This is a genomic window from Sulfitobacter sp. AS59, assembly GCF_038899995.1.
In the GTDB taxonomy this organism is placed as follows: Bacteria; Pseudomonadota; Alphaproteobacteria; order Rhodobacterales; family Rhodobacteraceae; genus Sulfitobacter.
Map to the genome: position 1 here is coordinate 88,473 of NZ_JBBMQK010000007.1, position 23,161 is coordinate 111,633.

Sequence of the window (23,161 nt, forward strand, 5' to 3'; positions counted from 1 at the left end):
TTCAGCCAGCCTGATCGCAACCCTTACGATGCTCGCCGCTTGCGGGCAAAGCTCGGATCCAGTGTATACGCAATTCTATCGCGAAGCTGGTTCAATCACCGATATCGGCACCTTTGGCGACGCCACGCTGAACAACCGCCTGATCATGACAGGCGAAAAACAATACACCTTTGATCTGGCAAATCGTTTTGCCAGCGAAGTGCCATCAACGGTGACGTTCGCATTTAACTCTGCCCAGCTGGACGGGCCAGCGCAGGCGGCTTTGCGGCAGCAGGCGAACTGGATACGCCAATTCCCCGAGGTGCGTTTCCGCGTGTACGGACATACCGATGCCGTGGGTTCAAACCGTTATAACAAATCGCTTGGCATGCGCCGTGCACAGGCCGTTATCAGCTTTTTTGCGACGCAAGGCATCGGGCGCAGCCGGCTAGAAGCCGTTGTTTCCTTTGGCGAAACACAGCCCTTGATCGTCTCGCAAGGGCGCGAACGTGCAAACCGGCGGACCGTTACCGAAGTTAACGGTTTCGTAAAGCGCCATCCGACCGTGCTGGACGGGAAATACGCGCAGATCATTTACCGCGATTACGTGGCCAGCGCGGTGCCACCAACACAGTTGACGGGCAGTACAACCGCGCTCGCGACCGAATAGCCAAGGACGGTGCATTGCAACTGGCGTGCGCCCTAGCTGGGATCGCGCCGAAATCACCAATCCGCTGCACGACCCATGATCGTTTCAAAATACCCAACAATAGAAGCTTTTTAGCCCCAATCTCGCCCTAGTTCGCTGAGATATCCTGTGCAACGGGCAAATTGCGACTGGTTAACAGATCCGGCGCAAGCGACCGCAAAGATGTCTAATCCGGCGCTCTGCCATGACGTCTCTGCCAAGCACCCAATATGGAAGGAAGAAAGAGGCCATGGCCAGCACAGTGCCACAGATCGAAGCCCCGCAAATCGTCGCCTGCACGGTCAGTCGCGATGTGCAAAACTTCGACCTTCTGATCGAAGATATGGAAGGTGCTTTGGGCGAATGCTGGGGCGATCTTAGCTTTGCCGAAGCGCTGTCTTTTCTAGGACAACCGGAATCCCAAACGCTTGAGCTAATCGCACTGGCTGTCGATGCGGCGGATGAAGATAACCTTGCCCTCATGGGTCAGGTCATCAGCCAAGCCAAAGCACAAGATTTAAAGGTTATTCTGATCGCCGAGGACATGAGCCCGGTTTCGCTTCACTCATTGCTGCGCCAAGGCGCGGATGAATTTGTCCCCTACCCGCTTCCCGAAGGGGAATTGGCAGCGGCCATTGAGCGTGTGCGCGCGGCCCCCGTCCAAGCGCCGCAGCCAGAACCCCAGACCGCGCAACTCACATCGGGTGCGCAAAAGGATGGTGCGCTGATCGTTGTGCACGGTTTGGCCGGTGGTACTGGCGCGACGACCATGGCTGTAAATCTCGCGTGGGAACTGGCCACAGCGGACAAGAAAAACCCCGCCAAAGTATGCCTGCTGGATCTTGATCTTCAGTTCGGATCGGTCGCGACATATCTTGATCTGCCGCCCCGCGAAGCGGTCTATGATATGCTGTCCGAGACCGAAACCATGGACGAAGAAAGCTTTGGCCAAGCGCTTTTGACTTACGAAGAGCGGCTTCACGTTTTGACGTCACCGCCGGAAATTCTGCCGCTTGATCTTATTACATCCGATGATGTGAAGCGCATTCTTGATGTGGCACGCAACCAGTTTGATTACGTCATTGTCGATATGCCATCGACCTTGGTGCAATGGACGGAAACGGTGCTGACCAACGCACATGTCTATTTCGCCCTGCTTGAGCTGGACATGCGCTGTGCGCAAAATACCCTGCGGTTCAAACGCGCGCTGCAATCCGAAGAACTGCCAATTGAAACATTGCGGTTCATCCTGAACCGCGCGCCAAAGTTCACTGATCTTACATCAAAAAGCCGCGTAAAGCGTCTGGCTGAAAGCTTGGGCATCTCGATTGATGTGCAGCTTCCTGATGGTGGCAAGCAAGTAACGCAGGCCAATGATCATGGTACGCCCTTGGCCATTTCCGCCCCCAAAAGCCCGTTGCGCCGCGAATTCGCGAAATTGGCCGCCTCTATTCACGAGCTGAAGAACGACGGCGTCAAAGCTGCCTAAGACCGATCAAAGCGCCCGCTAAACCAGAAAGTCGCCCAATGTTTTCCAAATACAAAAAACCGAACGTTGCCGTGCCTACAAAACCAGCGGCCCCCGCAAAAGCGGAACCGCCAAAACCAGCGGACCAACCGGCGATCAAACCTGTCACAATGCGCCGGGCGGCGGTGCCCGCGATGGCGGCCCCCCAGGACCGCGAGCTAAAGCGCAAACAGCGGATGAGCGAGCTGAAGCTGGAGCTTCACCGTGCACTTTTGGACAACCTGAACCTTGCCGCACTTGAACACGCGACCGAACAAGACCTGCGCCAAGAGATCAACGATATTTCGGCTGAAATCCTGTCCGAAAAATCCATCGTGCTGAACCGCGAAGATCGGGTTCAGCTGAACTCTGAACTTTACGACGAAGTCACCGGTCTTGGCCCGCTTGAGACATTGCTGAAAGACGATACCGTCAACGATATTCTGGTAAACGGCCCCCAACAGATTTTCGTGGAACGTGCCGGTAAACTGCAACTGACGGACGTCACGTTTAAAGATGAAAAGCACCTGCTGCGGATCATCGACAAGATCGTTTCAGCTGTGGGCCGTCGCGTGGACGAAAGCAACCCATACGTGGATGCGCGGCTGAAAGACGGGTCACGTTTCAACGCCATGGTGCCGCCAATTGCGGTGGACGGCAGCCTTGTATCCATTCGTAAGTTCAAAAAAGACAAGCTGGGCATTGATGATCTGGTGTCTTTCGGTGCCTTTTCCGAGGAAATGGCCGCCTATCTGCAAGCGGCTGTGGCCACCCGCCTGAACATCATCGTATCGGGCGGCACCGGGTCAGGTAAGACAACCACGTTGAACGCTCTGTCATCCTTTATCGACAATGACGAACGCATTCTGACCATCGAAGACACCGCCGAACTTCAACTGCAACAAACCCATGTCGGCCGGATGGAAAGCCGCCCGCCCAACGTCGAGGGAAAAGGTGAAGTGACAGCCCGCGATTGTCTGAAAAACGCGCTACGGATGCGCCCGGACCGCATCATCGTGGGGGAAACCCGCGGTGACGAGGTGATCGATATGTTGCAGGCCATGAACACCGGCCACGACGGATCAATGACCACGATCCACGCCAACTCTGCCCGCGACGGTATCAGCCGTTTGGAAAATATGATTGCGATGGCAGGCATTGAAATGCCACTCAAGGCCGTGCGCAGCCAGATATCAAGCGCTGTAAACCTGATCGTGCAGGCCTCGCGCCTGCAAGATGGCTCGCGGCGTATGACATCGATCTCGGAAATCACCGGGATGGAGGGCGACGTGATCTCGATGCAGGAATTGTTCCGCTATCAGCGGGTCGGGTTAACGCCTGAAAACAAGATTATCGGCCATTTCACCGCCACAGGCGTGCGCAGCCATTTCTCAGAACGGTTTAAGATGTGGGGCTATGATCTGCCGTCCTCGATCTATGAACCCACTGTGGTCAAGTAAGGGAACACGTCATGAGCATTGAACCTATCATCTATGGTCTGATCTTTATCGGCGTTCTGGTGCTGGTCGAAGGTTTGTATCTGGTCGCCTTTGGCAAATCCATCAGCCTGAACAGCCGCGTGAACCGGCGTCTTGAAATGTTGGAAAAAGGCACCCGTCGCGAAGAGGTGCTGGATAAGCTGCGCAAGGAAATGCAGCAGCACATGGATCGCAAATCGATCCCGATCTATTCCATGCTGGCTGAAAAAGCACAAAAAGCCGCAATCGCGTTTTCGCCGCAGCAGTTGGTTATGATCATGGCCGGGCTGTCTATTGTAGCGTTTTTCGGTCTGACCATTGGCACCAGCACCGAACCGCCCGTGCGGATGATCATCTCAATCGGTATCGGCATCGGGGCGGTGTATTTCTGGGTCGCCACAAAGGCGAAAAAACGGATGAACATGATCGAAGAGCAACTGCCAGATGCCGTTGAACTTATGGTCCGTTCCCTGCGTGTCGGGCACCCGTTTTCCAGCGCGATTTCCATCGTCGCGAAAGAAATTCAAGACCCGCTTGCGTCGGAATTCGGCATTATCGCGGATGAATCCGCCTACGGGCGCGACGTCGGCGAGGCGCTGAAAGACATGGCGGAACGGCTGGATATGCAAGATCTACGCTTCCTTGCGATGGCCGTGACCATCCAACAACAATCAGGTGGCAACCTTGCTGAAATTCTGGCCGGTCTGGCCAAGGTGATCCGCGCCCGTTTCAAATTGTTCCGCCGCGTAAACGCCATCACAGCCGAGGCGAAATGGTCCGGCAAGTTCCTGTCGGCGTTCCCGATTGTCGCATTGATCGTGATCAAGCTGGGCGACCCTAATTACTATGACGAGGTCATGACCCACCCGCTGTTCGTGCCCGGGTGTATCGCGGTCGTCGTGTTCTTAAGCGCAAACCTGTTGGTCATGCGCAAACTGACCGACATTAAGGTTTAAGGGGGCTATCGTGGATATTTTTTCGACCATTGATAATATGATGGGCCCGCTTGGCTGGATCATCTTACTGGGCGTTATGGGCCTGATGATGATCGGCGGGACCGTTCTGATGATCCTCCGCCAGCCAGAGGACCCGTTAACCAAGCTTAAGCGTAGTCAATCCGCCGCGTCTGGGCCTCGGTCCTCGCAACAGCGTCTGCGGCAGTCTGACCGGAATGAGCAGCTTCAGAAATTCGCCAAGTTTCTTGAGCCCGAAAATCTGGAAGAGCTTAGCGCCAAAGAGCTGATGCTGCGGCAGGCCGGCTATTCCTCGCGCGATGCGGTGCGGTTTTTCCACTTTGCCCAGATGATCCTTGGCATATCCGGGCTGGTGATCGGGGTTGTCTACGTCAACTTTCTGGGCGGCGGCGAAGGTCTGACAACCCAAAAAATGATGCTTTATACGGTTGGTCCCGGCGGCATCGGCTATTACCTGCCCCGCTACTGGGTGACCAAACGCGCGGCCGAGCGCAAAGAACAAATCACCCGTGGTTTTCCCGACGCGCTGGATATGATGCTGGTCTGCGTCGAGGCGGGGCAATCACTGGATCAATCTATCGTGCGTGTTGCAAGCGAGCTGCGTGCGTCCTATCCCGCATTGGCCGAAGAGTTCGAAGTCGTTGCCTATGAAATGAAGGCTGGCAAGGACAAGATCACCGTCTTGAACGATATGGGCGAACGCTGTGGCGTTCAGGATATCTCGTCCTTTGTGACCGTTCTGGTTCAATCTGCCGCCTTTGGTACATCCATTTCCGATGCCCTGCGGGTCTATGCAGAAGAGATGCGCGATAAACGCGTGATGCGCGCCGAAGAGGCCGCAAACAAGTTGCCAACCAAGATGACCCTTGCCACAATGATGCTGACAGTACCGCCTTTGCTACTTATCCTCGTAGCGCCGTCCGTACTGGGAATTACACAGCTGGGTGCAGGTACAAGATGATCATACGCCAAGGTCTCAAACGCAGCGCTGCGTTTGTGCTTTGCCTGACAGTTGCCACCGGATTAACCGCCTGTTCACCGGGCGGTTTTCCTGCGTTAGGGGGCCAGCGCAGCGACCCCAGCCCCTTTGCCCCCGGCGTGAACATGCGCAAAGATGCCGAAGACGGGGTCGAAGTGGCGCATCGTCTGATGGCCGCCGGAGAATACGAACTGGCCATCCGCGCCTTTAACCGTGCGGCACTGGCGACCACACTGAGTGCCGAAATCCTGTCTGGTCTGGGCAGTGCCAATCTGGGTTTGGGGCGGTTGGGACAAGCCGAAAAGCTGCTGCGCGAGGCCGTGGCCAAGGACGCCACCCAGCCCGAGGTATGGAATAATCTAGGCGTGGTTTTGATGGAGCGTGGCAAATTGGCCGAAGCAAAGCTTACGTTTCGTAAGGCTTATGCGCTCGACAATGGCGAAAGTGACGCAATCCGCGACAATTTACGCTTAGCACTCGCAAAAACAGAAAACTCTGTTACGATCCAAAATCAAGAAGACGATTATAAATTGGTGCGGCGCGGTTCGGGTGACTTCCTGATCCGGTCAGTACCATGACCGAGACAGAGCAGTAAAAGGACGCACAAATGCGCCACCCCATTATATTGGCCGCCTGCATTGCAGGCGCGACTATCGTTTCAGGCTGTGGTGACAAGTCTGGTGACAACGCCGTTTCGCGTGCATTTCAAGATGTAAATGTCATCGATGAAACCAACCTTAACGATGTGATGCTGACCGTCGCGGATCCGAACGAGGCGGTGAACTACTTTTCCCGCACCGCGCAGGAAAACCCCGAACGGATCGAAATCCAACGCGGACTGGCGAAATCCTTGGTTCGCGCAAAACGCTATCCCGAAGCGGCAACCATCTGGGCAAAGATCATCAAAATGGAAGACGCGACACCGGATGACAGTGTCGACTATGCGGACGCGCTGATCCGCTCTGGCGATTGGGCAAAGGCTGAAAAGACATTAGACACAGTGCCCCCGACCCATGAAACCTATAACCGCTACCGGCTTGAGGCGATTGTCGCAGACAGCAAGCAGGAATGGGAAAAGGCCGACAGCTTTTACGAAATCGCAATCGGTCTGACCATGCAGCCTGCGTCGGTGATGAACAACTGGGGCTATTCCAAACTGACACGTGGCGAATACAAAGCAGCCGAGCGGTTGTTTGGCGACGCGATCCGTCAGGACCCCACCCTGTTTACCGCCAAGAACAATTTGGTGCTGGCGCGCGGCGCACAGCGCGAATATTCGCTCCCCCCGATCGAGATGGACCAGACAGAACGCGCGCAGCTTTTGCACACGCTTGCCTTATCAGCGATCAAGAAAGGCGACGTCGAAACCGGCAAAGGCCTGTTGCAAGACGCCATCAGCACCCATCCGCAGCATTTTGAAACCGCCGTTCGGTCACTGCGTGCTTTGGAAAACTCGGGCTGACGGGTGATGTCGATCACCGTTTACGCAGCCCTATGGTTTCTGCCCTTCGTCGTCCCCCTATGCCTCTATGCGGCCTATACGGACATGGCATCGATGCGGATAACGAACCCGACAGTGCTGGCATTGGCTGCTGTTTTTGTGGTGATCGGCCCGATTGCACTGCCCTTTGAAACCTATCTTTGGCACCTGCTGGCAATGGCTGTCGCGTTGGTGGTCGGGATTTTTCTGAACGCTGCCGGGGTCATGGGGGCGGGCGATGCAAAATTCATTGCTGCCGCTGTTCCCTTTGTCGCTTTGGGCGATCTGCGCCTTATGCTTGCACTGCTCATGGCCACAATTCTGGCTGCTGCCGCCACCCATCGCGGTGCCAAATACACCCCGATCCGCAAGATGGTGCCCCATTGGACCAGCTGGGAGCAAAGCAAGAAATTCCCGATGGGTTTGGCCCTTGGCCCTACCCTTGCCATCTATTTGATCCTTGGTGCGCGTTTCGGGGCCTGATTTACGCCATATTCGCCCGTTAACCAGATCGCCAAATCCGATCCGTTGATCCAAAGGGCCTTGTCATGAATGTGCAAACCTCTGCTGTGATGGCACCACCACCGCCACGCACCATCCAAGACATGAAACTGCCAGTGGTCATGATGCGCGATATCATGATCAAAACCATGTTCCGCAAGAACGTGACACAGGTCAGCGAAACCGCCGACGCGCTATGCTTGCCGGTGCAGGTCACCCAAGAATTGATCGATATGGCCCGCGACCAACGTCTGGTCGAAGCGACGGGCACATTGAACGCCAATAACAGCACCGAAATGGGATATCAGCTTACGGATCTGGGCAAATCACGCGCGCTCGACGCACTGGCGCAGTCCGAATATTTCGGCCCGATGCCTGTCCCGCTCGATGTTTACCGCGAGCAAGTCGAACGCCAATCCGTGCGCAACATGCAGATCACCCGCATCCAGCTTGAACGAGCAATGGGTCATCTTGTGTTGCCGGACGAACTGCTTGGCAATCTGGGGCCTGCGGTTTCTGCGGGGCGTTCCATTCTGATGTATGGCCCGCCGGGCAACGGCAAATCCAGCATCTCGAACGGCATCCGCGCCGCCCTTGGCGACGAAATCTATGTGCCGCGCGCAATCGAATATGCCGCGCAGGTGATCACTGTTTATGATCCCATCGTGCATTGCGCCATCGCGCCCGACGAACAGAACCCCAACGCCCTGCGCCGGATCACCAGCTATGACAGCCGCTATGTGAAATGCGAACGGCCCACGGTTATCACTGGCGGGGAATTGTCCCTTGATATGTTGGATCTGGTGTATAACCCCACGGCCCGAACCTATCAGGCCCCGCTTCAGCTAAAAGCAACCGGCGGCATCTTCATCGTCGACGACCTTGGCCGCCAGAAAGAAAGCCCGCAAAGCATCGTCAACCGTTGGATTGTCCCGCTTGAGGAAAACAAGGATATCCTCGCCCTGCAGTCGGGTGAAAACTTCGAGGTGCCGTTCGACACGCTGGTGATCTTTTCGACCAACTTCCACCCGAACGAAATCTTCGACCAAGCCGCCCTGCGCCGCATCTTCTTCAAGATCAAGATTGACGGACCGGATCAGAAAAACTTCCTCAAGATTTTTGCGATGGTTGCAAAGGATCGCCAGATGCCTTTGGATGAAGCCACGGTAGTCCATTTGCTCAACACCAAATACCCCACCATCGACAACAGCTTTGCCAACTATCAGCCGGTGTTTTTGATCGACCAGATCATCGCCATCTGCGACTTCGAAGGAACCCCCTACCAAATGACCCCCGACCTGATGGACCGTGCTTGGGCCAACATGTTCATCGACGACGAAGACATCGCGAAATGATGCAATGCGGTCTTTGATCGGCGTCGCAGGCTGTGGCCGCATGGGCGCGCCGATGTTGGCAGCGCTGCGGGCGGCTGACCTGCCCGCGCGTGGCTACGATGTGGTGCCGTCCGAAGCGGATCACATCACCGACGACATCGCTGTCTTCTCCGAAGACCTTGATACCCTGATCACCGTCGTGCGCGACATTGATCAAACCGATGCGGTTTTGTTTGGGGATCAGAATTTCACCGCCATTCCCAGCCTGCGCCGCATCATCCTGTGTTCCACCCTCAGCCCCCGATATGTGCTGGGTCTACGCGACCGTGTGCCGTCTCACATCACCCTGATCGACGCGCCCATGTCGGGGGCCCAGATCGCGGCAGAACAGGCGCGGCTCAGCTTTATGCTGGGCGGAGACAGCGATGACCTGCACGCAGCACAGCCACTATTCGGCGCAATGGGCAAACACTTCCATCATATGGGCGCGTATGGCGCAGGCATGCAGGCCAAGGTCCTCAACAACCTGCTCGCCGCCAGTAACACCGCCATGACCCGGCTTGTGCTGGACTGGGCCGATCAATCGGGCCTGGACGAAGGCGAGCTCCTGAACCTGATCCACACGTCCTCGGGTCAGAACTGGTTCGCTTCCGGGTTTGATGACATCGAATTCGCCCGCGACGGTTTTGCCCCCGACAACACCATCGGTATTCTGGTCAAAGACGTCGCCAGCGCCCTTGATGCCGCCCCAACGGACGCCAACACAGCGCTCCCCGAACTCATCCAAACAGCCATCAAGAACCTCAAGCCCCGCCCCTGATTTCATTTTTCCAAGTAAACTCCGGGGGCGTGGGGGCTGGCCCCCACTTAAACCTTCTGCGCAAGGCTGGCCCCCAAGCAGACCCATGCTATCTAAACACCATGCATTCTTTACCGCCCCAATTCACCCAATGGTTCGCTAGCAAAGGCTGGACGGTTCACCCCCACCAGCAAGACATGCTCGACCGCGCAGATGCCCCGGCCTTGCTCCTGATCGCCCCCACGGGCGGGGGCAAAACCCTGTCCGGTTTCCTTCCTACCCTTGTCGATCTGGCCGATGGCGATCACGAGGGGATGCACACGCTCTATATCTCCCCGCTCAAGGCGCTTGCCGCGGATATCAAACGCAACCTCACCACGCCGGTTACCGAAATGGGGCTGCCGATCCGCATCGAAGACCGCACCGGCGACACCTCGCAAACGCGCAAACGCCGCCAACGCGCCGACCCGCCACATATCCTGCTGACCACCCCCGAAAGCCTCGCCTTGCTCACCTCCTACGAGGATGCACCGCGCATGTTCAAAGGGCTGAAACGGGTGGTGATTGACGAAATCCATGCGCTGGCCGAAAGCAAACGTGGCGATCAGTTGATGCTGGCCTTGGCGCGGCTGCAAACACTGTGCCCCGATCTGAAACGTGTGGGCTTGTCGGCAACCGTCGAAGACCCCGCCGCCATCGCCCATTTCATGGCCCGCCACCCAGACCCCTGCCCTATCCTCTTGGCCGACCCCGGCCCGCCCCCCGACATTCAAATGCTCCGCACGGCTGAGGCCCCGCCATGGGCTGGCGGCGGTGCGGCCTATGCCATCCCTGCCGTTCTCGATCAAATCCGGCAACACAACACGACGTTGATCTTTCACAACACCCGCGCACAGGCCGAGATTTTCTTTCACAACCTGTGGCTGGCAAATGACGACAGCCTGCCCATCGGCATCCATCACGGTTCCCTCGACCGTACACAGCGTGAACGCGTCGAAGCCGCAATGGTACGCGGCGATCTGCGGGCGATCGTTTGCACCGGCAGCCTTGATCTGGGCATCGACTGGGGGGATGTTGATCTGGTGATCCAGATTGGCGCACCCAAAAATGTGAAACGTCTTGTCCAACGCATCGGCCGCGCCAACCACCGTTACAATGCCCCATCCAAGGCCCTTCTGGTGCCTGCCAACAGGTTCGAAGTCGTCGAATGCGTCGCCGCACTCGAGGCCGTGTTGGACGGGGAACTGGACGGAGAGCCGCGCGGCCCCGGCCCCCGCGACGTATTGTGCCAGCATATCCTGATCACCGCCTGCGCAGGCCCGTTTGATGCCGACAGGTTGTTTGACGAAGTGATCTCCGCCGGGGCATATGCCACCCTGACCCGACCCGAATTCGACGCCTGTCTCGATTTTTGCGCCACCGGAGGATACGCCTTGCGCGCCTACGACAAATGGCAACGGCTCGTGCAAAGGGACGGGCTCTGGTCTCTGCGTGATCCCCGCAGCAGCCAGCGCATCCGCATGAACATCGGCACTATTCAGGACACCGACACCCTCAAAGTCCGCATGAAACGCAACCGCGGCGGCAAGCCGCTGGGCGAGATCGAAGAAGGCTTTGCCGCGTCCCTTACGGCTGGCGACACATTTTTGATCGGCGGCCAGATCGTGAGATACGAAGGCCTGCGCGAAATGACCGTCGAGGTCAGCCGCGACTCCGCAAAAAAACCCCGTATCGCCTCCTTCATGGGCACGAAATTTGCCACCTCAACGCAGCTTTCTGCGCGGGTCCAGCGGATGTTCACCCAAGACAGCTGGCCCGAACTGCCAGATCACACGGCAGAGTGGTTGGCGCTGCAACGCGAGGTTAGCCAATTGCCGCAGCCCGGCCGCTTGTTGATCGAAAGCTTTCCCCATGACGGGCATGCGCAAACCGTGTTCTACGGCTTTGCGGGGCGCAATGGTCAGCAAACGCTTGGCCTGCTGATCACCAAACGGATGGAGGACCTTGGCCTGCACCCCCTCGGCTTTGTCGCAACGGATTACGCCACATTGATCTGGGGCCTTGATCCGGTTACGGACCCGGCCCCTCTACTCGATCCGATGGCGCTAAAAGACGGGTTGGATACATGGCTGGCAGGCAATGCCATGATGAAACGAACCTTCCGCGCCTCTGCCACAATCGCCGGCTTGATCGAACGTAACACACCCCAAGCCCGCAAGTCCGGCAGGCAGGCAACGTTCAGTTCCGATATCCTCTACGACACGCTTAGCAAATACGACCCCGACCATCTCATGCTTGACATCACCCGCCAAGAAGCCCTGCGCGGCTTGGTCGACTTTGGCAGGATTCAAGAGATGCTCGCCCGCATAGAAGGGCGGATCGATCATAGGGTTCTGTCCAAAGTCAGCCCCCTTGCCGCCCCCCTGTTTCTAGAGATGGGGCGCGTCCCGGTGAAGGGCGAAGCAGAAGAACTGTTACTTGCGAGAGAATCTGCCCGTTTGATGGAAGCATCAGGACTGGCCAATATTAGCCCCGCCCCTTCGGACAAACCCCGCTGGCGGGTGGGGTGGTAAGCACGACCCTATCAAAAGGCTTCAACGCGCGGGTTTTGAGTATTTTTAAAAGGGTGAAGATCGGAAGACGTCCCGGTTAGGCACAATAGCCCTTCCAAGACGCCTTCACCCTTTACGGCTATCGGCTCTCCAGCCTGTACCGCACTGTGAGCGTACTCTGTACATAGTTAACGGCGCGTGAACGCCTCCGGCTTCACCCTTTTAAAAGTACTCATAGCTCCCCCATCTCGGCAAATGCTAACGCCTGCATCCCTCTTGCAGTTGGCGCATCAATACCCCATGAACGAAGCATGAACTTTGGCTATGATTTTTCCCTGTCCGGCGCGCGGTTGACGGCGCTTGGCTCTGGCGCGCTTTGGTGGGCCGAGCATGGGTTACTATGTATTTCCGATCTGCATTTGGGGAAATCCGAGCGCATCGCGCGGCGCGGCGGCACCACGTTACCCCCTTATGAGACGCGCGATACCTTGGCCAAGCTGGCGCATGATCTTGAACGCTGTAATCCGCAGATTGTTGTCGCCTTGGGGGACAGCTTTGATGATTTAGGCGCGGCAGATGCTTTGCCCGCCGACGAGCGTGCCTGGATCGCCCGATTGCAAGCTGGGCGCAAATGGGTCTGGATCGAAGGCAACCACGACCCCGGTCCGGTGGTACTTGGCGGGACACATCTGAGCGCGTTTAAACAAGACGCATTGGTTTTCCGACACATCGCAACACAGAGCACGCAGGGCGAGGTTTCGGGGCATTACCACCCCAAAGCCGCGCTAAGCCTAAAGGGGCGAAACATCTCACGGCCTGCGTTCCTTTATGATGATGCCCGCGTGATCTTGCCTGCATACGGCACATATACCGGCGGGCTGAGGACAAGCGCTGATCCGCTTCGCTCGCTTATGTCACCTCAGGCTTGCGCCATTCTTACGGGGCCTCATCCCACCGCTGTGCCGATGCCGCGATAGGCGTTTGCATGTTCTTCGGAATATGCCAGCTTGGGGCAAAAGGAGCACCACATGGACGCAGCGATAACGACCCGAATTCACGCCAGTTTTGATGCGCAGTCCATGATGGCAACCCTAGGGGCCACGCTAACAGAAGTGTCACATGGCACCGTCAGAATCGAAGCACCGATTTTACCAATCGCGCTTCAGCAGCAGGGGTTCGGCCACGCTGGTCTTACGTTCTCTATCGGCGACAGTGCGGCTGGCTATGCTGCCTTGACCAGTCTGCCGCTGGATATGGAGGTCGTCACGGCCGAGATCAAGATTAACCTGATAGCACCCGCGCGCGGCGACCGGCTGATCGCAATTGGCAAGCTGATCAAACCCGGCAAACGGCTGTGCGTGGTCACGTCAGAAGTATTTGTGGTTGAGAACGGCCAAGAGAAACTGATCGCGATCCTGCAAGGCACGATGGTGCCTGTGCCCGCCTAGATAAGGCCTGCCTCTATCACTGCTGGTCGAAAGCTCCGGCTGACAGGGATTTCTTCCCCCGACTTGAGCAATAGGAAATCGCGCCCTTGGACACGGCGGTGCTGCGCGACGGCATTCGTGGCGACCCAATGTGATCGATGGACCTGCAACCCATCTGCAGCTTGCAGCGCGGCAACAGCATCTTGAAGGCGCAGCAGCACAAGCGCGCTGCCCTTCTGGGTTACCACATTCAAGTAATGATCCTGCGCTTCGATCCTGATCAGCGGGCCCCGCCGGTCCAGCGGAAGGTGCCGCAGAAACGCCGCCTCTGGATCACGCACTGGCCCCTCGGCCTGTGGTATAAAAACATACCGTGCCAAGGCGACACCGCCATGCAAGACCAGCACAGTCACCGCGATGATCACGCTCAGGTACAACAGCTGGCCCGCGCCGCGCCACTCTGTGAAAATCCAGCTGTTCAGGGCGTGGATAAGCGCAGAAAGCGCTACAACAAAACCGCCCCAAAGCGCGATGTGTTTCCAAACTGGCGCGCCCTTTGCCGCGTGCAACACCAACGCTGAACCGAACACAGACAGTGCAATAACACCCGCCCAATAGATCAACCTAGGTCCGGGTGCCAAAGCGTCATGGGTGCCGAATGGGCCCGCAATCGTGCTTAGCACAGTTGCCAGCACCCAAGCGCCAAGCCACACCAACTGGCCTTTTCGTTCACGACGCGTCGATGACATTCTTAAACCCCAACCTGCAATTCACGAAGCCCCGGCGCCGTTCGCGCAAACCCGCTTGGGGTTTGCAGGCCAAGTCTGACACGCAAGGGGCAGTGAACACAACGGAGTTTCCAAATGTCCCTGTCCCCGCTTTTGAACGCCAGCTTGGTAATTCAGATCCATACGTTTCTTGCCATTGCTGCGGTCATCCTCACCATCACGATCTTTATCCTACCACGCGGGTCCACCGCGCACCGCTGGATGGGATGGACATGGGTCACCCTGATGGCAATCGTAGCACTTAGCAGTTTTGGCATCCACGGGATTGGGCTGATCGGCCCCTTTGGCCCGATCCATATTCTGTCGGTCTTTGTGCTATTTCAGCTTGTGATGAATGTCCGTGCCGCCCGAACCAGAAACATCCGGGGCCACGCCCGGGGCATGAAGCTGCTGACCCTGGGCGCGCTTGTGGGCGCAGGTGCCTTCACCTTTCTGCCCGGGCGTATCATGTATCAGGTGGTGGCCGGCGGTTAAGCGGTCAAACCTTCAGGCTCGGCCAGACCATTGGCGCGGCAACAGGCGGTCACGGTGTTGGCCAACAGGCAGGCAATCGTCATTGGGCCAACGCCACCGGGCACCGGGGTAATGGCACCTGCAACTTCGACACAGCTGGCGAAATCCACATCACCCACCAGACGTGTTTTGCCTTCGCCCTTTTCCGGCGCGTCAAGGCGGTTGATCCCCACATCGATGATGGTGGCACCGGGCTTGATCCAATCACCGGGGACCATCTCGGGGCGGCCAACGGCGGCGACCACAATATCCGCACGACGCACGACATCTGCCAAGTCTTTGGTCCGCGAATGGGCAATCGTCACGGTGCAACTGTCATTCAGCAAAAGCTGCGCCATCGGTTTGCCTACGATATTACTGCGCCCGATAATCACCGCGTCCATGCCAGACAGGCTGCCATGGTGGTCACGCAACATCATCAAACACCCCAGCGGCGTGCAAGGCACCATCGATTTTTGCCCGGTCCCCAACAACCCCACGTTCGAGATGTGAAACCCGTCGACATCCTTGGCAGGGTCAATCGCATTGATCACCAAATCCTCGTTCAGATGTTTGGGCAACGGCAGCTGCACCAATATCCCGTGGATTTCCGGATCAGCGTTCAAATCAGCGATCAACGCCAGCAAATCAGCCTCGGCCGTATCAGCATCCAAGCGATGCTCGACCGACTTCATCCCGACCTCAACGGTCATCTTGCCCTTGGAACGCACATAGACTTCGGATGCCGGATCGGACCCAACCAAGACAACCGCCAGCCCCGGCGTAATCCCGTGATCTGCTTTCAGCCGGGCCACATGGGTGCCAACCTGTCCCCGCACGCGGGCTGCGAACTCTTTGCCGTCAATGATCTTTGCTGTCATGAAAACCGTCCTTCATCTTCTCTGGCTCTTAAATATCCCTGCCAGAGGCAGGAAAGGGCGCGGGGGTATTCCCCTGCACCCTTTTCATAAGGCTTTAGAACAGACCTTCAACATCACCGACGTCATTCAGGCGAATATTCTCGGCTGATGGTACCCGCGGCAGCCCCGGCATGGTCATTATTTCACCACAGATCGCGACGACAAACCCTGCCCCTGCAGACAGGCGCACCTCGCGTACTGGAATATTGAACCCTGTCGGCGCGCCGCGACGTTCAGGATCGGTGGTAAAGCTATATTGCGTCTTGGCCATACAGACCGGAAGATTGCCGTATCCCTGTTCTTCCCAATCCTTCAGCTGGTTCAGGATTTTGCCATCCATCACCGCCGCATCTGCGCGGTAAATCTTGGTCGCGATGGTGTTGATCTTATCGGCAAGGCTCATCTCATCGGGATAGATCGGGGCGAAATTCGCCTCACCCTTTTCAATCACTTCAACCACTTTGGTTGCCAGATCCGCCGATCCTTCGCTGCCCAGCTCCCAGTGCCGTGACAGGATCGCTTCTGATCCCTGGCTAGCGACATAATCCTTGACCGCCTGCACCTCGGTATCGGTGTCGGTGACAAAGTGGTTGATCGCGACAACCACGGGCACACCAAAGGATTTCAGGTTCTCAATATGCCGGCCAAGGTTCGGGCAACCGGCCTGCACCGCCGCAACATTTTCGGCCCCCAGATCGGCCTTGGCGACGCCGCCGTTCATCTTCATCGCGCGCACTGTGGCCACGACAACCACACAAGACGGGGCCAGCCCCGCTTTGCGGCATTTGATGTTCAGGAACTTCTCGGCCCCCAGATCCGCGCCAAAGCCCGCTTCGGTCACCACATAATCCGCCAGTTTCAGCGCCGTGGTAGTGGCAATAACCGAATTACAGCCATGGGCGATGTTGGCAAAGGGACCGCCGTGCACAAAGGCTGGGTTGTTCTCGAGCGTCTGAACAAGGTTCGGCTGCATCGCGTCTTTTAATAGTACCGTCATCGCGCCATCCGCCTTGATGTCACGCGCGTAGATTGGTTTGCGTTCGCGGGTATAGGCGACGATCATATCGCCAAGTCGCTTTTGCAGATCGCTTAGGTCCTTAGCCAGACACAGGATCGCCATCACTTCGGATGCGACGGTGATGTCGAACCCCGCCTCGCGCGGGAAACCGTTTGATACGCCGCCCAGCGATGCGGTGATCTGGCGCAGGGCGCGGTCATTCATGTCGACGACCCGGCGCCACACAACACGGCGCAAGTCGATCTCCAGATCATTGCCCCAATAGATATGGTTGTCGATCATCGCGCTCAGCAGGTTATGCGCCGAGGTGATCGCGTGAAAGTCACCGGTAAAATGCAGGTTCATCTCTTCCATCGGCACAACCTGCGCATAACCGCCACCCGCGGCCCCGCCTTTCATCCCAAAGTTCGGGCCCAGCGACGCCTCGCGGATACAGATGGCTGCGTTTTTGCCGATACGGTTCAGCCCGTCGCCCAAGCCAACGGTCGTGGTTGTTTTGCCTTCGCCTGCGGGGGTCGGGTTGATCGCAGTCACAAGGATCAGCTTCCCATCGGTGCGGTCCTGAACCGAGTTGATGAAAGACTGCGACACTTTGGCTTTGTCATGCCCGTAGGGCAGCAAATCATCGCTGCTAATGCCCAGCTTTTGGCCGATTTCCTGAATGGGTCGCTTTGACGCTTCCCGTGCTATTTCGATATCGGTCTTAAAAGCCATTCTGTGATCTCCCTATCGCAGTGGTAGTGTTTTTCCCTGCATACGCGGCCAACACCACATGCCGAGGGCGCATTTCCGACATTTCCACCGCTTGATGCGGCGATCGGGCCGCCATGCGTTTCATTTTGTATCTATTTTTTAGGTTTTCCACGATCCGGTGCGTTAGCTGTGCGTCCACGCCCGCTGATCCGGGACGAACAGATGCAGGCTGTCGCCGACTTTCAGCGCCCCTTCCCGCTCGATCCATCCGGTCACACCGCGGCGACCTTTTGCTGCCGCTTTGAACTGGGGGCCGTGGCCGGGGCTGTCTTGCTCGATCTCGCGTCCGGGCAACACGCAGGGGCGATTTTCCATATCGATCGTAATCGTCGCACCCGATGCCGCCTGAAGCCGCGCACTGGGCGGAACATAGGTAAAGTCGGGTATCCCCTCGATCACCATCGATGTACCCAAATGCTCAGGCTCCAATGTTTCAAGGCCCATTTCCGCTGCGATCCGGGCCATTTCCTCGGCTGAGAGGATCGACAGTTGGCGCACATTCGCGATCTCGGTCCCTTGGGGATACACGTTTTTCACGCGAACGCAGGACGGACGGGTCAGCCCGGCATGCACGTCTTCTTCAAACCCCGCGTAGCTGGCAAAGACCTCATCGCGCGGTTCTGCGCGGATGCCCTTGGCAAGTTTTGGTACGACCCCAAGCCATGTGATGGTGGCCACGAAATCAGTTTTCTTGAGGGTGGGCATCCTGACAATCCTTTAACAAACACGTGCCATCAGAGTGCGCGGTGCCGCCACAAAAGAAAAGGCCCCGCTGGTGCAGGGCCTTGTGATTTATTTTGATGGTGCCATCAACAATGTTGATCAGGCAGTTGGTTCCGGCTCAAGCCCACCCGAAGGGGGCGACTTTTTGCCCTTGGCCTTGGGGATCGACGTAACACTTGGCTTGTCCATGCCGCTGGTGTCTTCGCCGTCAGGGTCCTGTGGCGGTTTGCCATCCATGATACGCTGAATCTCTTCGCCGGTGAGGGTTTCATATTCCAGCAGGCCTTGGGCAAGACGCTCGAATTCTTCCTCATTTTCAGAGATCAGCTTGAACGCACGATCATAGCCGGTGTCGATGATGGCTTTAACTTCGCTCTCAATCAGTTCCTTGGTCGCGGCAGAGACGCTAAAGCCGCCCGCCCCGCCATTGGCCTGATAGCCAGCAGCCGCTTCGGAATAGTCGATGTTACCGACCTTATCCGACATGCCCATCCGCATCACCATGCCGCGCGCCAACTGGCTTGCCTGCATGATGTCACCCATCGGGCCAGAGGAGACGCTGTCCGCACCATATTTAAAGATTTCAGCCGCTTTGCCCGCCATGGTCATGGCGATTTTCTGTTCGGCTTCGTCCTTGAACATTTGCAGCTTATCCATTTCGGGCAGGCTCATCACCATACCCAAGGCACCGCCGCGTGGAATGATTGTGGCCTTATAAACGGGGTCGCATTTATCCAGCTTCATACCGACGATGGCGTGGCCTGCTTCGTGATAGGCGGTTTTCTCTTTCTGGTCTTGGGTCAGAACCATCGAACGCCGTTCCGCGCCCATCATGATTTTGTCCTTCGCAGATTCGAAATCCATCATCGCCACGAAGCGGCGACCCACACGCGCAGCTGTCAAAGCGGCCTCGTTCACGAGGTTCGCCAGATCGGCCCCCGAGAAACCGGGCGTCCCACGTGCGATGATCCGCAGATCAACGTCGGGGCCCAGCGGTGTCTTGCGTGCATGCACGCCGAGGATTTTCTCGCGGCCTTTGATGTCGGGGTTGCCGACGCTTACCTGACGGTCAAAACGACCCGGACGCAACAACGCAGGGTCAAGAACATCTTTGCGGTTTGTCGCCGCGATGATGATCACGCCTTCGTTGGCTTCAAAGCCATCCATTTCGACCAGCAACTGGTTCAACGTCTGTTCGCGTTCGTCATTGCCGCCACCGTAACCGGCACCGCGCGAACGGCCCACAGCATCGATTTCGTCGATGAATACGATACATGGCGCGTTCTTCTTGGCCTGCTCGAACATGTCGCGCACACGGGATGCACCCACACCCACGAACATTTCAACAAAGTCGGAACCCGAGATTGTAAAGAACGGCACGCCAGCCTCGCCCGCGATGGCACGCGCCAGCAGGGTTTTACCGGTACCGGGAGGGCCCTCAAGCAACGCGCCTTTGGGGATCTTACCGCCAAGGCGGCTGAACTTTTGCGGGTTACGCAGGAACTCAACGATCTCTTCCAGCTCCTCCTTGGCCTCGTCGATGCCAGCAACGTCGTCAAACGTCACGCGGCCATGCTTTTCTGTCAGCATCTTGGCCTTGGATTTGCCAAAGCCCATGGCCCCGCCTTTGCCGCCACCCTGCATCCGGTTCATGAAATAAATCCACACACCGATCAGCAGCAGGATCGGCAACAGCGACATCAGGAATGTCTGGAAACCAGATTGCTGCTGCGGCTCTGCGCGCACGGGCACATCATTTGCCATCAGCAATGATGTGACTTCGGCGTCTTGTGGCATGATCGTGACATAGTCAGAGCCATCTGCACGGCGGAAGCGAACCTGCTCGCCATCCAGCGTGACATTGCGGACATCGCCCGCCTCGACTGCTGTTACAAATTCGGAATAGCTGATTTCGCGACTTTGCAGGCCGCCGGTTGATCCGCTGAACAGGTTGAACAACGCCAACACCAACAACATCAACACGACCCAAAAGGCGAGATTACGCATATTACCCAAGGAAACTCTCCTAAATCCGGGGGACGACATCAAGACGATGTGCCCGTTGTCTATAAGATAGAGACGCTGGGCGCATGTTCAATGCGTTATGTGTGCGGCAAAAAAGGTATCTTCACCGCGATTAAGCCGTGCTTGCCAGTTTTGCGACCAACCAGCAAGGGGTGCAGCGATCAAGTGCGCGCCATTCCATACTGCCGGTGTCGATAAAAGCACGGCGCGCGGAATGCCCAAAGCGCGCCAATCTGTGCAGTACTGTAACCCTTCGGCCCCAAGCGCGCAAAGGGTTGGGGTGTCTTTTGGCCCAATTCCGCCCACGGGCGGCACCAGATGCCATCGGTTATCCCACAATTCCCCCGGTTTTGCCTGCGTATGGGCGACTGCATTCAACTCTCTGAAAATCCAGAGAGTTTCATCCTTTCGCCGCAACTCGCACCCTTGCAATGTGGCGGACGGCGCATGTTCAAGCGCGTCCAACACAGACATGATCGCGCTATTGCGGGGCGCGTAATAGGCACCGTTGACCCATTTTAACGCATGCACAATAAGGCGTCGGCGCAGTTCGGGATGTTGGGCGGCCAGTGCATTTTCATCGATCGCAACAGCGCCCGCCCGCAGCGTCACAATATCGCGGGCAATTGTAAGCATCTGATGATTCAGGGCGTCTTTTGCGGCCAACAGGTTCTGCGACACATCGCTGATCGCATCTGCGTCGATTCCCAATTCCGATAGAATCGACAATGCCTTGCGGGTTCGAACACGGTCAAACCGGTCGTCATCGTTGCTTGGGTCATCGACCCATCCGATATTCTTTGCCGTTAGATAATCACGCAAATCCAGCCTGCGCGCCCGCAAAAGCGGTCTGACCCATTGCATGCCTTCACGCTCGAAACTCTGTGGCATCGCGGCCAAGCCGTCGACGCCCGCACGACGCCCGACACGCATCAGGAAGGTTTCCGCCTGATCGTCCATGGTGTGGCCAAGGGCGATGCAATCCACCCCCACCTGCTGTCCCCAGTGCGCCAGTAATCCATAGCGGGCTTTTCGGGCTTCGCCTTGCAGATTACCGCTGCGATCCCAGTCTTTCCAATCAAGCGTATGATGGCTTAGACCAAGCTGCGCGCAGACAGACGCAACCATCGCCGCCTCGTCGGCCGCTTCGGCGCGCAATCCGTGATTAACCGTTGCAACAGAAAGTGTAATACCGCGATCACCCGCGAAACTGTGCAGTAGATGCAGCAGCGCCATGGAATCGCTGCCGCCTGACACGGCGATGCCGATTGCCTTTGGGGAAGTGTCTAGAAACTGGTCAGCGATCAACCGCGCCAGATCGCCCGTCATCGGATCACTGGCAATTCAGCGCAGCACGCTCGCTTGCGGCTTGCGACACAAAGGAGCTGGTTGGAAAGCGCGTTGCGACCTCGCCCAGTGTCACACATGCCTCTTGAACCTGATTAAGTGCGCCAAGGGCCTTGCCCAAGTGGAACAACGCCTCGGGGGCCGTCGGGCCAACCGGATCGGCGCTAAAGCTGGCAAGGTAGGCGCGCGCAGCTTCGCGTGTATCGCTCAGGCCAGATAACGCCTCACCCCGGCGCAAATCGGCTTCGGGGCCTAGCGGGCCACCTGGGTAGGTCTGATTAAAGGTCGCAAACTGGTCCGCGGCGGCGCGAAAGTCACCGGCAGCGAGCGCCGCCTTCGCCCGCTCAAAATCATCAGCTTCGCCAACGGCAAGTTCGGCAGTGTTAGTAGGTGTCGGCGCGGTTGTCGGCACATTGGTAACCGGTGCTTCGCCACCGCCAAGGGTCGAGGTTTCACCGATTGCGCCCACATCACCACCTTCAAGCTCGACCAGACGGAACTCAAGATCGCCGATCCGGTTGGTGCCATCGACAACAACGCGGTTGATCTTGTTCTCAAGCTCTTCGGTTTTGGAGGTCAGACGCTGCAGTTCGCTTTCCATCGCGTTCATGCGATCCAACACGGAACCACCGGTCAGGTTTAAAGATGCCCCGCCGGTGGTGGAAAGTTCGCGCCGCAGCTTTTGGACTTCGACATTTAGAACGGTCAGTTCCTGACGCACATCCGCCAAGGTTTGCGTATCTTGCGCCTGTGCGGCGACAGGCCCAAAGGCCAGCCCCAACACCACCATCATAACAAACCGCATTGTCATCATCCTAACCGTTTCGTTCTAGTTTAGCTCGACAAGCCACCGGCCAGCACTGTGACGGCGCGGCGGTTCTTGGCATAGCATGCTTCTTGCGAACACACTTCGATCGGGCGTTCCTTGCCATAGCTGACAGTGCGCAAACGGTTACCGGCAACGCCGCGTGACACCAGATATTCGCGTGCAGCATTTGCCCGACGCGCGCCAAGGGCAACGTTGTATTCACGTGTGCCTTGTTCGTCTGCGTGGCCCTCGATGACGGCCTGATAATCCGTGTTGGTGTTCAACCAGTTGGCTTGGCCGTCCAGTGTTGCCTGACCAGCAGGGGTCAAAGACGACTGGTCAATATCGAACAACACACGGTCACCGATGGACTGCTGAAAATATGCGGTCGATGCAGGGTCATTTGCGCTGCCGGGGATGATGCTGCCGTTTGCGCCGGTCAGGCCGCCCGCACCATTCATGTTATCGCCGCCAAAGCGGTTTGGGTTCGTACACGCCGACACGGCAAGCGCGGCGATCAAAAGAGTGCTGGTCAGAATACGGTTCATGGGGTCTGCCTCTGTAAAGTTGGCGTTAATCTAGTTTCATT

General features: G+C 57.3%; 22 protein-coding genes. 14 read left to right on the forward strand and 8 right to left on the reverse strand.

Annotation, left to right across the window (positions count from 1 at the left end; translation table 11 throughout):
* The first annotated feature begins 28 nt into the window (after positions 1-28).
* The 13 genes from WNY39_RS15075 (at position 29) to WNY39_RS15135 (ending at position 13,719) form a co-directional block, all read left to right on the forward strand.
* A complete protein-coding gene (locus tag WNY39_RS15075) occupies positions 29-649 on the forward strand; it encodes an OmpA family protein (RefSeq protein WP_341233669.1) in 621 nt (206 codons plus the stop codon).
* Between the two features lie 268 nt (positions 650-917).
* Positions 918-2,156 carry an AAA family ATPase gene (locus tag WNY39_RS15080; RefSeq protein WP_342846808.1) on the forward strand — a complete coding sequence of 413 codons (1,239 nt, stop codon included), beginning with the start codon at positions 918-920 and terminating at the stop codon, positions 2,154-2,156.
* A gap of 38 nt (positions 2,157-2,194) precedes the next feature.
* Positions 2,195-3,634: a CpaF family protein gene (locus tag WNY39_RS15085; protein WP_342846809.1), complete on the forward strand. Its 1,440-nt coding sequence runs from the start codon at positions 2,195-2,197 to the stop codon at positions 3,632-3,634.
* 11 nt (positions 3,635-3,645) lie between these two features.
* On the forward strand, positions 3,646-4,608 hold the full coding sequence (locus WNY39_RS15090) for a type II secretion system F family protein (protein WP_341233411.1): 963 nt from the start codon (positions 3,646-3,648) through the stop codon (positions 4,606-4,608).
* 37 nt (positions 4,609-4,645) lie between these two features.
* Positions 4,646-5,587, forward strand: a complete 942-nt coding sequence (locus WNY39_RS15095) for a type II secretion system F family protein (RefSeq protein WP_342846924.1) — start codon at positions 4,646-4,648, stop codon at positions 5,585-5,587.
* A 44-nt stretch (positions 5,588-5,631) separates the two neighbouring features.
* Entirely contained in the window at positions 5,632-6,183 is a 552-nt protein-coding gene (locus tag WNY39_RS15100) for a tetratricopeptide repeat protein (protein WP_342846926.1), read from the forward strand.
* Positions 6,184-6,212: 29 nt separating this feature from the next.
* Complete coding sequence (locus WNY39_RS15105; protein ID WP_342846812.1) at positions 6,213-7,067, forward strand: tetratricopeptide repeat protein; 855 nt, start codon at positions 6,213-6,215, stop codon at positions 7,065-7,067.
* Between the two features lie 6 nt (positions 7,068-7,073).
* Positions 7,074-7,568, forward strand: coding sequence for a prepilin peptidase (locus WNY39_RS15110; protein ID WP_342846813.1), 495 nt, complete (start codon positions 7,074-7,076; stop codon positions 7,566-7,568).
* Between the two features lie 65 nt (positions 7,569-7,633).
* Positions 7,634-8,941, forward strand: coding sequence for an ATPase (locus WNY39_RS15115; RefSeq protein WP_342846815.1), 1,308 nt, complete (start codon positions 7,634-7,636; stop codon positions 8,939-8,941).
* Between the two features lie 4 nt (positions 8,942-8,945).
* Positions 8,946-9,740, forward strand: a complete 795-nt coding sequence (locus WNY39_RS15120; RefSeq protein WP_342846817.1) for an NAD(P)-binding domain-containing protein — start codon at positions 8,946-8,948, stop codon at positions 9,738-9,740.
* A 101-nt stretch (positions 9,741-9,841) separates the two neighbouring features.
* Positions 9,842-12,292 carry a ligase-associated DNA damage response DEXH box helicase gene (locus WNY39_RS15125; protein WP_342846819.1) on the forward strand — a complete coding sequence of 817 codons (2,451 nt, stop codon included), beginning with the start codon at positions 9,842-9,844 and terminating at the stop codon, positions 12,290-12,292.
* Between the two features lie 290 nt (positions 12,293-12,582).
* A complete protein-coding gene (pdeM, locus tag WNY39_RS15130; protein ID WP_342846821.1) occupies positions 12,583-13,248 on the forward strand; it encodes a ligase-associated DNA damage response endonuclease PdeM in 666 nt (221 codons plus the stop codon).
* A 51-nt stretch (positions 13,249-13,299) separates the two neighbouring features.
* Positions 13,300-13,719 carry a PaaI family thioesterase gene (locus tag WNY39_RS15135; protein ID WP_342846823.1) on the forward strand — a complete coding sequence of 140 codons (420 nt, stop codon included), beginning with the start codon at positions 13,300-13,302 and terminating at the stop codon, positions 13,717-13,719.
* Here the strand turns inward: WNY39_RS15135 and WNY39_RS15140 are convergent.
* Positions 13,716-14,447, reverse strand: coding sequence for a LytTR family DNA-binding domain-containing protein (locus WNY39_RS15140; RefSeq protein WP_342846825.1), 732 nt, complete (start codon positions 14,445-14,447; stop codon positions 13,716-13,718). The two genes, WNY39_RS15135 and WNY39_RS15140, sit on opposite strands and share 4 nt — an antisense overlap.
* Before the next feature lie 114 nt (positions 14,448-14,561).
* Between WNY39_RS15140 and WNY39_RS15145 the strand changes: the two genes are divergently transcribed.
* Complete coding sequence (locus WNY39_RS15145) at positions 14,562-14,960, forward strand: DUF2306 domain-containing protein (protein WP_342846827.1); 399 nt, start codon at positions 14,562-14,564, stop codon at positions 14,958-14,960.
* Here WNY39_RS15145 and folD read toward each other — a convergent pair.
* From folD to pal, 7 genes are all read right to left on the reverse strand, one after another.
* On the reverse strand, positions 14,957-15,859 hold the full coding sequence (gene folD, locus WNY39_RS15150; RefSeq protein WP_342846829.1) for a bifunctional methylenetetrahydrofolate dehydrogenase/methenyltetrahydrofolate cyclohydrolase FolD: 903 nt from the start codon (positions 15,857-15,859) through the stop codon (positions 14,957-14,959). The two genes, WNY39_RS15145 and folD, sit on opposite strands and share 4 nt — an antisense overlap.
* Positions 15,860-15,953: 94 nt before the next feature.
* A complete protein-coding gene (locus WNY39_RS15155) occupies positions 15,954-17,630 on the reverse strand; it encodes a formate--tetrahydrofolate ligase (RefSeq protein ID WP_342846831.1) in 1,677 nt (558 codons plus the stop codon).
* A 162-nt stretch (positions 17,631-17,792) separates the two neighbouring features.
* Positions 17,793-18,374, reverse strand: a complete 582-nt coding sequence (locus tag WNY39_RS15160; RefSeq protein WP_342846833.1) for a sulfurase — start codon at positions 18,372-18,374, stop codon at positions 17,793-17,795.
* Positions 18,375-18,491: 117 nt separating this feature from the next.
* Positions 18,492-20,408, reverse strand: coding sequence for an ATP-dependent zinc metalloprotease FtsH (gene ftsH / locus WNY39_RS15165; protein ID WP_341233397.1), 1,917 nt, complete (start codon positions 20,406-20,408; stop codon positions 18,492-18,494).
* A 78-nt stretch (positions 20,409-20,486) separates the two neighbouring features.
* Entirely contained in the window at positions 20,487-21,746 is a 1,260-nt protein-coding gene (gene tilS, locus WNY39_RS15170) for a tRNA lysidine(34) synthetase TilS (RefSeq protein ID WP_342846836.1), read from the reverse strand.
* Positions 21,747-21,750: 4 nt separating this feature from the next.
* Entirely contained in the window at positions 21,751-22,569 is an 819-nt protein-coding gene (ybgF, locus tag WNY39_RS15175) for a tol-pal system protein YbgF (RefSeq protein WP_342846838.1), read from the reverse strand.
* Between the two features lie 29 nt (positions 22,570-22,598).
* Entirely contained in the window at positions 22,599-23,120 is a 522-nt protein-coding gene (pal, locus tag WNY39_RS15180) for a peptidoglycan-associated lipoprotein Pal (protein ID WP_341233394.1), read from the reverse strand.
* Positions 23,121-23,161 lie beyond the last annotated feature (41 nt).

Bases quoted from the DNA above. Each gene is read 5' to 3' on its own strand.
- WNY39_RS15075 (WP_341233669.1), top strand. From the start codon at position 29: ATGCTCGCCGCTTGCGGGCAAAGCTCGGATCCAGTGTATACGCAATTC.
- WNY39_RS15080 (WP_342846808.1), top strand. From the start codon at position 918: ATGGCCAGCACAGTGCCACAGATCGAAGCCCCGCAAATCGTCGCCTGC.
- WNY39_RS15085 (WP_342846809.1), top strand. From the start codon at position 2,195: ATGTTTTCCAAATACAAAAAACCGAACGTTGCCGTGCCTACAAAACCA.
- WNY39_RS15090 (WP_341233411.1), top strand. From the start codon at position 3,646: ATGAGCATTGAACCTATCATCTATGGTCTGATCTTTATCGGCGTTCTG.
- WNY39_RS15095 (WP_342846924.1), top strand. From the start codon at position 4,646: ATGATGGGCCCGCTTGGCTGGATCATCTTACTGGGCGTTATGGGCCTG.
- WNY39_RS15105 (WP_342846812.1), top strand. From the start codon at position 6,213: ATGCGCCACCCCATTATATTGGCCGCCTGCATTGCAGGCGCGACTATC.
- WNY39_RS15110 (WP_342846813.1), top strand. From the start codon at position 7,074: ATGTCGATCACCGTTTACGCAGCCCTATGGTTTCTGCCCTTCGTCGTC.
- WNY39_RS15115 (WP_342846815.1), top strand. From the start codon at position 7,634: ATGAATGTGCAAACCTCTGCTGTGATGGCACCACCACCGCCACGCACC.
- WNY39_RS15120 (WP_342846817.1), top strand. From the start codon at position 8,946: ATGCGGTCTTTGATCGGCGTCGCAGGCTGTGGCCGCATGGGCGCGCCG.
- WNY39_RS15125 (WP_342846819.1), top strand. From the start codon at position 9,842: ATGCATTCTTTACCGCCCCAATTCACCCAATGGTTCGCTAGCAAAGGC.
- pdeM (WP_342846821.1), top strand. From the start codon at position 12,583: ATGAACTTTGGCTATGATTTTTCCCTGTCCGGCGCGCGGTTGACGGCG.
- WNY39_RS15135 (WP_342846823.1), top strand. From the start codon at position 13,300: ATGGACGCAGCGATAACGACCCGAATTCACGCCAGTTTTGATGCGCAG.
- WNY39_RS15140 (WP_342846825.1), bottom strand. From the start codon at position 14,447: ATGTCATCGACGCGTCGTGAACGAAAAGGCCAGTTGGTGTGGCTTGGC.
- WNY39_RS15145 (WP_342846827.1), top strand. From the start codon at position 14,562: ATGTCCCTGTCCCCGCTTTTGAACGCCAGCTTGGTAATTCAGATCCAT.
- folD (WP_342846829.1), bottom strand. From the start codon at position 15,859: ATGACAGCAAAGATCATTGACGGCAAAGAGTTCGCAGCCCGCGTGCGG.
- WNY39_RS15155 (WP_342846831.1), bottom strand. From the start codon at position 17,630: ATGGCTTTTAAGACCGATATCGAAATAGCACGGGAAGCGTCAAAGCGA.
- WNY39_RS15160 (WP_342846833.1), bottom strand. From the start codon at position 18,374: ATGCCCACCCTCAAGAAAACTGATTTCGTGGCCACCATCACATGGCTT.
- tilS (WP_342846836.1), bottom strand. From the start codon at position 21,746: ATGACGGGCGATCTGGCGCGGTTGATCGCTGACCAGTTTCTAGACACT.
- ybgF (WP_342846838.1), bottom strand. From the start codon at position 22,569: ATGCGGTTTGTTATGATGGTGGTGTTGGGGCTGGCCTTTGGGCCTGTC.
- pal (WP_341233394.1), bottom strand. From the start codon at position 23,120: ATGAACCGTATTCTGACCAGCACTCTTTTGATCGCCGCGCTTGCCGTG.